The organism is Bacteroides ovatus (assembly GCF_001314995.1).
Lineage (GTDB): Bacteria > Bacteroidota > Bacteroidia > Bacteroidales > Bacteroidaceae > Bacteroides > Bacteroides ovatus.
Genome location: NZ_CP012938.1, coordinates 736636 through 748463 on the forward strand (window position 1 = coordinate 736636; position 11828 = coordinate 748463).

The window sequence follows — 11828 nt, forward strand, 5'->3', positions numbered from 1 at the left end:
CAAACAGATATACTGATTGTTGTCACATTGAATCATTCGTTTTTTTATTCACCTAAAAAATACAGATTATGGCAAAGAATTCTCCCGATGAAGGAAAAAACATCAAAATGGTAGAAAAGCAGGCGGTTGAAGCCTCTATGATCAACCTCAAAGAGTACCGGGCAAAAAGGCAATTCGGTAAAACACCGGAACCGATGGCGGAGACGGTGGAAACTCCCAATCGAATGCCTGTTTTTGTTGTTCAGAAGCATGATGCCAGCCATTTTCATTTCGATTTTCGTTTGGAAGTAGATGGAGTATTAAAAAGTTGGGTGGTGCCTAAAGGACCTTCCATGAATCCAAAAGATAAGAGGTTGGCCATAGAAGTAGAAGACCACCCCTTGAGTTATGCGCACTTTGAAGGAGTTATACCGGAAGGTAACTATGGAGCAGGTACGGTGGAAATATGGGATAGTGGAACCTATGCTTACGTTGGTAATAATCGTAACATTTCCGCTGCTATTAAAAATGGAATACTTGAATTCAAGTTACACGGGCATAAACTCAAAGGGCTATTTGTCCTTATACATACCAATATGGATGATCAGGATAAAGACTGGTTGTTGATAAAGAAAGACGATGTATTTGCGGCCACTCACGTTTACGATGCAAAGATTATTCCGTCTTATGATGAGGTATTCCTGTAAACTATGATCTGACAGTACTTATCAGAAGTCTATTATTTTCAAATTATATACGCGGCTTGATAATTCTACTTATTTCATTATTCTAATGATTAAGTGGAACTATATGATCGTATGGCTGTGTTATTGTATGATAAAATATTTGACAATCACTACGTTTTGCCAAATAAAATGATGATTTTAGAATCTATCCCTTAATATTTCGGTAACAAACGATATTGTTACCACTTTTGATAGAAAACACCCATTGCTTTTGTTAGAATCCACCTCATATGTGGATGTTGAAAAGTTTATACTTGTGCCGGATTTAGACACGTTAAAAGGTCATCAAACGTGTTTTGCTGAAAATGTAAGTATTAATCAAATCCTATATAAGTATGAATGATTGTTACCTGAGTTTATTATTAAACTTTCGCGCTTTACTTTCTATAGATAGTGGAGCCAATTTAGTAAACAGTAAACAAGCTATTGGCGTAATTTTGCCTGATTTGTCATTGCTTGGTTATGCAGTTCCTGTAGAGAGTTTCGGCATTGGGCTATTTATTGTTTTGTTTGCGTATCTTGCGGTAGAGTATAATGTTCAGTTGTTGTCACATGAAAAACTTAAGATAGCTATGAACATGCTCCATACTACGTATACCCCGTTGATATTGTTACGAAATCAATTGGAAGAACTTAAAACCGGTAATCTTCCCGAATCGCTTTCCCAACAAGTAGAAGAGGCATTGGGATATACCGAATACATCATATATTGCAATCAGAATATTGTAACCCTCAATAAGGTAAACAAAAAAATACTTCCTAAGACATCAACGGCAAATTTGGAACTCTCTTCTTATATTACTTCTATTGTCAATCAATGTCGACCTTATGCTGATTCGCGCCGTATACAACTGACTGTCAGCGAATGTTCGGATTGCGTCAGTTGCAGAATCAATGAAAACATTATGACGGCAGCGCTTCAGCATCTTATAAGCAAACTAATTTTGGGTTCCGATTTAGGTTGTTGCATATCAATCAATATAACACATACAACAGATTCCTGGCAGTTGCAGATTACTAATTGTGAGATAGCAGACAAAAGAGTAGGGAAAATGTTTCCTTTTATTCCGGTCATATTTCCTATATATGGGTATAGTGATTTGTGGACTGTAAGAAAAATCATTCGCCTGCATGGTGGAAAAATAAACGGATATAGACATGGCAAATCATTTGCTTTCCAAATTGTCATTCCAACAGATTGTCATTGCCGGAATCAGGAATGTTCGGCTATCAAACATTCTTCAACAAATACGAAGAATAAGGCTAAAAAATCTTCTGAAAGTGATAAAGATGATACCCCGAATGCTAAAACAAAAGATACATCCCATATCTTATTGGTAATGGCGGACGGGGCATTCAGGAATTATTTAAAAAAAGCCTTATCGCGGTATTTTCAGATTTCAGCTTTGGAGGATCCTGATTTGCTGAAGGATACAGTAGTCCGCCAAAATCCTGATGCTATAATTATTGACGATAATGTAAACGGAACAAATGGAGATACACTTAGTTTCCGGATCAAAACAGATAAAATGATAGGGTATATACCGGTTGTCCTTTTGATAAGGGCCTTTGATAACGAAAGTTATTTGTCTCATTTAGGAAGTGGGGCGGATCGTCTGGAATTACGAACAGAAAGCATTTGCAGGCTAAGGGCAAACATACGTATGCTTGTAGAAAACCGCATGGTTTTGCGTGAACGGGTCAAATTGTTTTTGTCAGATGCTGTTTTTCCAATGGTCCCCACCAAAGAAGAAATGGAAACAGAAAATACGGATCAGATATTTATGGATAAAGTCAATAAAATCCTGGAAAAGAACATCTCTACTGATAAATATACAATAGATAAATTAAGTATCGATATAGGAATGAGCCGTACTGCTTTTTATAGCAGGATACGAGAGATAACCGGGAATCCTCCGGAAAATTATATCTATTCGTTCAAAATGGACAGGGCACTTAAACTGCTAGCCTCCCAACAGTACACTGTTTCGGAAATTGCAGGAATGCTGGGATATTGTGATGCTAAATATTTTGGAAAGAAGTTCAAAGACTTCTATCATGTATGTCCTACGGATTACATTAAAAGTATTATAGGGTAAAAGAATATATAGTACATATTTTCAGTTTAAATGATATAAACTAAAATATGTACTATATTCATTGTAAATATTAGATAGAGAAGAACATATAGCTCTGTTAATTTCTAATACAATTGTGTGCGATTAAGTGAACTTTGCTAATTAAAGGAAACCTATCAAGTATTTGAACTTAGACTAAAATAATGTAACCATACTATTTTCCGCCACGCCAATTTTATCGGCTGTCTTTCAGCCGATAAAATAAAAATGCCCGTAAGAAAATATTTTTGTTTTAACATTCCGGTTTATAGAAACATGGCAGAAGAGCCTTCTTGTCGCAGTCCTTACCATGAAGAATACATTCAAACAAGTGTTTCAGGTAATTCTGAGGGTCTATGCCGTTCAACTTACAGCTTTCTATCAGAGAGAAGGTGAATGCAGAGTTTTCTGCCGCATCCTCACTGCCAACGTTCATACAGTTCTTGAGCAGCAGCTTTACAGGTTTCATCCTTTGCTCACAGAGGTTGTTCGAGATTTCTGCTGAACCGTCCTTGAGGATATTTCTCAAGGATTTCCACTGGTTTATCGTATAGTTCACGGCCTTTCTCATCAGTTCGTTAGCCATAATCTTCGCATCCTGCATCATAATGACCACCTTATGATGGATACGTTCAAGAATCGGTCCTGTTAGCTTAAGCCTTCTTTCCTTAATCTGCTCACCGCTGAGTTTCATCATACGGAACAGGTCTTCATTTCTGAACATCTCACCGATAGGATCTATTATGTCCATCGCTGTTCTGTCTGAAGGCAGGGCATCAACCCACAACCTTCTACAATGCGTCCAGCATCCTATATGAAGCACCTTTGAGTCGTCTCCGTCAAACATCCTGTAAACCGTATATCCGTCAGTGGATATGGTTCCCATAAAATATTCCAGGAATGATTTTGCCGCATCGGACGACCTGCTGCCGTTATTATAGTGATAATAGACCATCTTAATATGCTTGGCAAAGAAAGCCCATAAGTACTTTCTCCTGTAAGCCTTACCTTCCTTTGTTTCCACTCCAACAAGCTCAGTAGTCTCATCAACCATAAGGTAATTAGCTCTCTGTACAAACTCCTTGAAGACATCTTCCATGAACTCCCTTAGTTTGGCGATTCCGTTATGGATATAGCTGTTCAGCGTGGTATTGCTTATGTGGATACCCTCTCTTGCAAGCAGTCTTATCTGTCTGTTCTCAGGCATGCTGAAGTCATATTTCAGACAAAGCAGACGGGCAAGCAGTTCAGGAGAGAAGATACCTCCAAGGTTTTTCAGCGGATGTTCCATGGTGCTTGTGAAAGTGCCGTCCGCAAGCTTTACCCTTGCCACCTTGTAAACATGCTCCACGTTATAAGCCCTTACATGTTCTATGACCCTGTATTCCCACACATCAGGCATACCGTTGCGGTTCATAAACCGTCCCCCTTCTGGAAGCGTGTAATACTCGTCCACTTCATGTACTACCACCTTGTCAACTTTCAATTTTGTTTTCCCGGCACGTGGTGCGGTTTCCTTTCTCCTTGAAGGTTTGCTGTTCTGGGCAGGTATGTTGCCGGAAGAGGTATTGCTGCCGGTTTCGTTATCATCGGTCTTATTATTATCATCCTTCCTGTCAGAACCGTCATACTCGGATTGTTCCAGAGCGGACTTGTCGAGATTACGGTTGTTCAACAGCCTTCTTTGCTCGGAAGTACGGCCGAAACGGTGTTTCCTGCTGTCCTCAAGCTGAAGTCTGAGATTGGAGATCTCGTTTGCCAGCATCCTGTTCACCTCATCCTTTGCTTCAAGCTGCTTTCTCATAAGTTCCATTTCTTTCCTGTAATGTTCAACCGTGGTTGACTGCTTTTCGATGGTATCTTTGAGATCATTGATGGTATCTATCAGATTTTTAGAGTTCTCCCTGTTGGATTCTTCAATAGACTCAAGCCTCGCAATCAATTCTTTATTCTGTTTGCGAAGACCTGCCTTTTCCTCATTCGCCAGACCCAGCTGGCAGCAAAGTAACTCGTATGCTCTTTCATCAATCATGATATAAAGGTACGAAAAATCAGGCACTTACGCAAACTTTTTACCGTTTATTTTTTATACTATCCTGTTGATAATCAGTATGTTAATATTAGCCTTTCGGACTAACGTACATCTTGTCAACTACAATGCTTTCCGTAAGATAAGCCATGTCCGACCACTGTATCCGGTAGCACCTGGAGACTTCATCAAATACAGGTTTCTTGAATTTGCCCATAACAGGACGTTTTTCGTAAAGCACATAAAAACCGCGTTCGTAATGAAGTATCTTCACAACCTTTCGGTTCCGGGACATGAACATATATACATTGGACGCATCGCTCGGGTCAAGGGACATTTCTTCCCTTATACTCTCACACAGACGGAAAATGCCTTTCCGCAAATCAACATTACCGTTAAACAGGTAATAGTTAAGGTTAGCACTCAGTCCAAGCATATCATCCTATCATTTTATTAAGCAACAGGCTCAAATCAAGAACGGTGGTGTTTCTCAGGAACAGTGTTGCGCCAGACGCCAGCTGTAACTTGATCCATTTTATTGGTGGTTCACCTTCAGGATGTTTCACGTCCAACTTCACAGTTGGACTATTGCATGGTTTCCCGGTTATCTGGACTTTGGCAACCTTGGGCTGCTCAACCTGGACTGTCTTGCCTAACTTCTCACTCCACAACTGGTGACGCTGCCAGTTCATGAACTTGTCGTAATTTACACCATAATCAGCACAGAACTCTCGAAGATCTTTGGTCTCGCTGCATAACTGGTAGAGGTCATATACCTCCTGATAGTTTACTTTTTCTTTTGCCATAATCATTCTTGTTAAAGGTTACGGCGCAAAGATATGGCGGCTAACAACTTATGTCAAGGCGGAAAATAGAATGGTTACTAAAATAATGTGTTATATAACAATATACGATTCAATCTGATATATAGAAAGACCGTTCTAAAAATTCAATCATTTCATTTTCGTGTTCTTTAGCCAATTTCATTGTCCAATTTTGATAGTTAAAGTCAGCGAGTTTACACATTAAAAACATCTTAATGCTTTGCAGTGATTTGTTGCTGATTTGCTCATGGATTCGGGCAAACTTTATTTGTATATGGTCATTACTTTGTTGTGAATTGAAACTTTGAGAAATCATGGCAAGATTGCCAAATGAATGTACAGCTTCTTCCTCCCATTCTTCATTGTGCGATTCGTCTTGAGGATGCAGATGTTCAATAGAACGATTTCTCCGAAACACATAGTGCTCTACAATCTTCTGTTCTTCTTCATTGAAGAAAGTGCTGCGTTGTTCCCAAAGGTAATAGTCTAAACGCCAAAACCAGTACCTAATGTTACCGGATGCTTTATATGAAAGATCTTTTCTGGCAGGTAATATGCTGTGACGTTCATTATCTCCTTTTTTAAGGAATGCGAGCATCTCTGCACAGGAGTGGAGTTCATCTTGCTCTAATTTTCTCAAATAAGGTTTGAGCCAATTGTAGAAAGCCTCCGTTGAAACGTAAAGCATCGATTGGTATTGCTTTAATTTATCACTATCATCCTTTGGACCTTTCAGGATTAAACTGTAATTACCTTGCCCATCCTTGATATCTCTTCTAATCGTATAATAATCAAGCAGTAGCCGGTAATAAAGCATTTTCTCGTAAAATTCCCCTGCAGTGAAGTATGTTTTCAGAGCATCAAACTTCTCTATCAGTTTATCCGGCTGATAATGACTGGCTGGTTGCTCACCGCCAGTACATACATCAAGTACCAAAAGAAGAAACTCCGGAAATGATATAATACTGTTTTCACCATCTTCATAGCTATTCTGCTTAAATTCTATTTTTTCAGGTTGGATCACATCTATAGAATACTCCTCCTCGTCATCGAGAGACGTATATCTGCACTTTTCTAAAGCTTCATGAAACCGTTTCTGACGGCAGAGACTTATAGCTTCTTCATAAAATTGACGATAACAAGCCTCGTCCTGGTCTTCTTCCTTTGCAATGATAGGATGATCCATCATGGAGGTCAGATTCCAAATATGCGTCAAGTAATCCTGTTCTTTTTCTCCCCGCATCAGTTGCACTTTAAGAATCTCATGCTGTTCTAGTCCTTTTCCTTGTGCATTCATTGCTTCAAAATATTTATTCAGCGAAGTGGTATCTGCAAGATAGCTTGATGGCAAGTAAGAAAAGAAAAATGTCAATCGTGTGAAAACTTGTTGCACAAACTCAATCCGTTCCTCCTGAGTATTAAAATTGGATTCTAAGAAACCAGTTATAGCGGCGAGTCCCTCTTCCATATTCTTATTGACATACGTTTTAGTCGGATAACCATTGATCTTGCTCTTTATATATGCCTTATCATCGCTTCTCGCTATGAAATTAAGGCGATTACCATCCATTAAGAAACCGGACCATTTATCATCATATTCCTTAAAAATGATGGCAAAAAGAGTCATGACAGTAAATCGTTGCTGACCGTCAATTAAGTCATAATGATTTTTCATATCAATACAAGTAAGCATACCGAGATAATATGGCTCATCGGCAGGCATCTTTGCAAAATGCTCCTTAAGATCAAAAAGAAGTTTGGTAACCTCTTTCTTTTTCCATGCAAATAAACGTTGGTAAAGCGGAATAGAAAACTTAAACTGACTTGTAGCAATAAGTTCCGGCGTATATTTATTCTCCATATTCATTGTTTCTCTTTTCGATTATTGTTTTATCCGAAAAATCATTCAGCTCACAGAAGATACGTCTTAAACATCTATAGAATCGCTCTTTGATGTCACCTTCTTGCTCCAATCCACTAATCCTGATATAAGGAATGGCCTCGGCAAGAAAGAATGTGGGTGAAGATGCCTGATCTATCATCATTATAATTTCTGAATCTTTTGCGAATTCACGAATCTTATAAAAGATAGCGCGCGTGGCACTATATCTATGCTGCGCCATGATTCCGGCAATACAGAACAACGCTTCAGATAAATATTGATGTCCGAATTTTATAAAATAACCGAACATGAGGCTTTCTATGATATCGGCATATTTCCAATGAGACTCCCATTGAAGATGATTCCTTAGTAGCTGTATTTGCCTGGTACGGATAAACTCCTTGTATTTATCTACAAAAATAGAAGTGTATGCAAAGAAATGCGAACCACCTTGGATTTTCTCATAGAAATAGAATTTTTCTCCAAAAGCAGGAATACTGGACATAATACGGGCAGCCGAAAACTCTTCCTTTACCTTGCGTGGCTGAAATTCCTCCACATTATGCTTTCGCATCCATTTTCTTAATCTGAAGAGATGTACTCCCAAAGTATGGGTAAGATATGAATCTCCATTGTTGTCACATTCTAATGAGAGATCATTCCACCGCATAGCAAGATGTTCTGCCTGATCCTCAATGTTTAGATAGCGTAGATGGTGCGCTTTTAGCAAATCATAGTCTGAAAGCGATACACCCTTTGAATTCTGATTTGAGAAAAATGTATATGCCAGATCAAGATTGCTGTCATTAAGAATAAGTACAGAGAAAATCAGGTGATGGGACAGACGTTCCAACATGGCTATGTCTGTATTCCTCTGATTGAGAGTTCTAATCAGTGCTTTGTTATTGGCCACATGGAGACGTGCGTCTTTTGATATGAATTTTTGTTTAAGCAAAGGCATCTGCCCCGTATATCCTAACTCGCGCATAATAAGCGTTAAAGTGACAAGGCGTTGTTGACCATCAATTATGTTGTAAAGAGTGCAATCATTCACAGTTCTTCTTTGTAAGATGATAGATCCTAAATGATAGTCACTGTTGTGGGGCATTTCAAGCAAATTGTCCCAAAGGTCTGTAACATTTTTATCTTCCCAGCAATAGGTTCGCTGATAATCGGGAATAACCAAATTGGAAGAAAATAAATCTTGCAAATTTTTGGTTTCCAAAACGACCTTTTCTTGAGAATTGGTAAGTTCTTTAAACTCTAATTCTCGTGTGTATGGGCTGGAAATCTCATTCTTTCTGTGAAGATTGAATTTATCAATACAATCCGTCAGCAACGGATCGAAAAACATTATCAGTTTCTGGAATGCATTCTTTATGTCCTCCCAATTATTGATTGTAATTTCAATACTGCATCGTCCTTTACATTTTCCCCATTGATGCCATGATAAATCAGGATTGGTCTCTGTCTGCTTCTGTAAATAACGTAAAAAACGCATATAGTCAGTTTGAGTATAGCGTCCTTCTATATGAAGTTCAACTAATCCATTCCATTCATTATCTATACGATATTCATAATGAATAGAAGAGTCATTTACTGGAGTTGAGATTTGGATATATCTGTTATACTGCCAGGTTCTTGAAGGGAATACTCCATGGAATTTTTTATCTACCCAAAAACCTTTCAGATAATTATATAAGTATTGGTCTATGTTACAATAATTAGCCATATTTATTTAATCGCTTGCTTCACAAGGCTCATGATATATTCTAAATATTTAGTATCCGAGATTTTGAGTTCATAATCTCCATTGCCAAAATGTCCGACAGTTGAAATATCCCTTGTTAATTGCTTGCTATCTTCTAAATGTCCTTTGGCTACATTTATAGTAAGCTTTATTCCATTTTTCTGGATTTCAAGTGCACAAATATGGCTGTTGGTCTTTTTGAATGAAACATACCATTTTTGTGGTTTAACTTCAATTTCTGTATTCAAATTAAGAATTGCATTCTTATAACTCTCGTATAATTCTACTACATCGTCAGATTTTCCTTTTAACAAATTTTCCTCGGAATATTCTTTAATTTTCTCTGTCACTTCTTTAAATTCCGGACTATTTTGCATCACTGTTTTAATGCTTGCCGATGCGTGACTTTTGCGAATAGGAGTGATGGAAACACTATCATTCTCATAGCGCTTCACTTCCCATAATTCAATGGATAAATCTTTGAAATTGACGGCTTCTCGTTGGTTAGGCGTGAATCCTTGTGAAACAAAAACGACTTTTGTCTGCGACCAGTCCACCTCATTTCGTTTCAAATTTCCTGCTTGTGTTTCATTATATTCCAGAATAAAATCAGCCTGATTTTGCAGCATTAGGCTTAGGTAAGTAAACCCTTGATCTATGACACTGGAGTTTCTTTCCCTCTTATATTCAATGATAACAAAAGCCTTCGATTGAGGATCAAAGGCAAGCGTATCAATACGGCGGTCTTTGATCGTAAATTCGGACTTTATCATTTCAAGTCCCATGATTTCGGACATATTGGTTTCAAACATGCGTTGAATATCTCTTTCCAATTTAAAAGGCTTTTCCTTTATTTCAGAAAAGACGCCTGAAGTATTATATTTGTAAAGTGCCATAATTTTATTTTGAATCGTTTATTGCCGTAAAGGTAAGGATTCTTTTGATATTACTATTTCTTTCCCCGAATTCTCCTTCACCATTTTTTTTATTTTTGAAATACTCTTATTAAACTTTCTTTTCCCACTAGCCCCGCCGCCATTTATAATGTTCTACGAAAACTTTTATGCTATTCCACTTCTTTGTAAAAAAATATAAGCATCTATGTGTGTAACATAGAAATTTGTTATTTGCGAAACGACAATAATATTGACATTTACTCTGTTCGTCAATCATTTTTTGATATTTATCAACCTGTTTGTTTAGTAGTGTTTCATATTTATTTAATAACGTCTCTATTAATTCTCTTTTCTTTTTAGAGATAGAAAGATTATTATTTATAATACTAAGTAACTTATTGATTTCTTTTTCATTTTCTTCATTAACTAGTATATGGTTTAAGTCTTTCTGGATATTAGATAAGATTTTGTCTATAAGGTGAAAACTTGTTTCATTGTTTTTTTTTATAAGATTGAAGAGCTTGCTGTTTTTGTTCAATTCTTCTGTTTCTATATTTTGATCTATTTCCAATTTTTTTATATTTCTCTCGATTAAAGTTATATAGCCATTTTGTTTTTTAAGTAAGCTGCCTATTTTTTGAAGCTTATTTTCGTATAGTTGACTATATTTGTATCCTATTTTTATTGCTATAAGATTATTGTAAATCTCTTTTGTATCAGTACCTTCATTTATTATCATTTCATTTATCAACTTGTCAATAGCAATAATACTTTTTTTTATTGGATTCCATATATGCCATAATAGAATATATAGAACAATAATTATTCCAGAAGCCAATAACGCATATTTGGTGTTTATAATATAATAATTGTAATGTGTACCAATTTTGCATCCAGCAGCGATTAAAATTATAATAGAAGCGAAAGCATATACAAGTTGTTTATATAATAATGGTATTTGCTGCTTACATTTTAAACTTTGATACAGTTCAGAGCACTTTACCCCACAATAAAATATAATTGTATTCGTAAGAATAATTCCGATACTATCATTGCTGAAAACTTTATGATAAATATACAATAATATTGCTATAACCGTATCTAAAATGATAAAAATTGGAAGTTTTGACTTATCAAATCTATCAAAATGAAAACTATTTTTTTTATCATTATAATAGTTCTTTATAAGTAATAAAGCGAAAGCAACAGTAATAAAATCTCCCATTAAAGTAACTATTTGCGACCAGCAAAATTGGTCTGATTTCATTGATGAAGTTTCATAATGTTCAAGTAACATCCATGATAATGTTATAATACACCCAATTAATATCCAAATAGACCACCCAATATGACTATTTTGTTCTGATAGCCTTTGTCTTTCTACATATAACAGATTTAATAATTCATTTTTTTTCATAATATGCCACTTAGATATTAGCAAATGTAGTTTATTTATTATAAAATTGAGTATTAATATAGGGATTTACTTTTTGAAGTATTAAATAAAACTTTGATTAATATTTAATGTTGGTAACAAAGATAAACAGTCAGAGAAATTATATATTCTCCCCATTCAGTTACTTACTCAAATTTACGATTATCATG

The 11828-nt window shown here is 36.4% G+C and carries 9 protein-coding genes; 2 read left to right on the plus strand and 7 right to left on the minus strand.

Translation table 11 applies throughout. The features are described 5' to 3' along the window. Positions 1-68: 68 nt before the first annotated feature. Together Bovatus_RS02945 and Bovatus_RS02950 are read left to right on the plus strand one after the other, a co-directional pair. Positions 69-686, plus strand: coding sequence for a DNA polymerase ligase N-terminal domain-containing protein (locus Bovatus_RS02945; protein ID WP_004300494.1), 618 nt, complete (start codon positions 69-71; stop codon positions 684-686). Between the two features lie 374 nt (positions 687-1060). Then, positions 1061-2824 carry a helix-turn-helix domain-containing protein gene (locus Bovatus_RS02950; RefSeq protein ID WP_004300495.1) on the plus strand — a complete coding sequence of 588 codons (1764 nt, stop codon included), beginning with the start codon at positions 1061-1063 and terminating at the stop codon, positions 2822-2824. Positions 2825-3095: 271 nt separating this feature from the next. Here Bovatus_RS02950 and tnpC read toward each other — a convergent pair whose 3' ends face one another. The 7 genes from tnpC to Bovatus_RS02985 all read right to left on the minus strand — a co-directional run bounded on the left by tnpC (position 3096) and on the right by Bovatus_RS02985 (position 11640). Continuing rightward, positions 3096-4874, minus strand: coding sequence for an IS66 family transposase (gene tnpC / locus Bovatus_RS02955; protein WP_004300191.1), 1779 nt, complete (start codon positions 4872-4874; stop codon positions 3096-3098). 88 nt (positions 4875-4962) lie between these two features. Continuing rightward, positions 4963-5307, minus strand: coding sequence for an IS66 family insertion sequence element accessory protein TnpB (gene tnpB / locus Bovatus_RS02960; RefSeq protein ID WP_004297053.1), 345 nt, complete (start codon positions 5305-5307; stop codon positions 4963-4965). Between the two features lies 1 nt (position 5308). Further along, the gene (locus Bovatus_RS02965) at positions 5309-5677 is read right to left on the minus strand and encodes a hypothetical protein (RefSeq protein ID WP_170834904.1); all 369 of its coding nucleotides are present in this window, start codon (positions 5675-5677) and stop codon (positions 5309-5311) included. Between the two features lie 109 nt (positions 5678-5786). Next, the gene (locus Bovatus_RS02970) at positions 5787-7562 is read right to left on the minus strand and encodes a DUF262 domain-containing protein (RefSeq protein ID WP_004296105.1); all 1776 of its coding nucleotides are present in this window, start codon (positions 7560-7562) and stop codon (positions 5787-5789) included. Then, entirely contained in the window at positions 7546-9309 is a 1764-nt protein-coding gene (locus Bovatus_RS02975) for a DUF262 domain-containing protein (protein ID WP_004296104.1), read from the minus strand. The genes Bovatus_RS02970 and Bovatus_RS02975 overlap by 17 nt, the downstream gene beginning before the upstream one ends. Before the next feature lie 2 nt (positions 9310-9311). Then, entirely contained in the window at positions 9312-10223 is a 912-nt protein-coding gene (locus tag Bovatus_RS02980) for a DUF5655 domain-containing protein (RefSeq protein WP_004296103.1), read from the minus strand. Positions 10224-10350: 127 nt separating this feature from the next. Beyond that, positions 10351-11640 (minus strand): ribosome maturation protein SBDS, encoded by a 1290-nt coding sequence (locus Bovatus_RS02985; RefSeq protein WP_004296102.1) that lies wholly within the window; start codon positions 11638-11640, stop codon positions 10351-10353. Positions 11641-11828: the final 188 nt, after the last annotated feature.

Excerpts from the sequence above, each read along its gene's own strand:
- Bovatus_RS02985 (WP_004296102.1), bottom strand. The coding sequence starts at position 11,640 with ATGAAAAAAAATGAATTATTAAATCTGTTATATGTAGAAAGACAAAGG.
- Bovatus_RS02970 (WP_004296105.1), bottom strand. The coding sequence starts at position 7,562 with ATGAATATGGAGAATAAATATACGCCGGAACTTATTGCTACAAGTCAG.
- Bovatus_RS02950 (WP_004300495.1), top strand. The coding sequence starts at position 1,061 with ATGAATGATTGTTACCTGAGTTTATTATTAAACTTTCGCGCTTTACTT.
- tnpB (WP_004297053.1), bottom strand. The coding sequence starts at position 5,307 with ATGCTTGGACTGAGTGCTAACCTTAACTATTACCTGTTTAACGGTAAT.
- tnpC (WP_004300191.1), bottom strand. The coding sequence starts at position 4,874 with ATGATTGATGAAAGAGCATACGAGTTACTTTGCTGCCAGCTGGGTCTG.
- Bovatus_RS02975 (WP_004296104.1), bottom strand. The coding sequence starts at position 9,309 with ATGGCTAATTATTGTAACATAGACCAATACTTATATAATTATCTGAAA.
- Bovatus_RS02965 (WP_170834904.1), bottom strand. The coding sequence starts at position 5,677 with ATGGCAAAAGAAAAAGTAAACTATCAGGAGGTATATGACCTCTACCAG.
- Bovatus_RS02980 (WP_004296103.1), bottom strand. The coding sequence starts at position 10,223 with ATGGCACTTTACAAATATAATACTTCAGGCGTCTTTTCTGAAATAAAG.
- Bovatus_RS02945 (WP_004300494.1), top strand. The coding sequence starts at position 69 with ATGGCAAAGAATTCTCCCGATGAAGGAAAAAACATCAAAATGGTAGAA.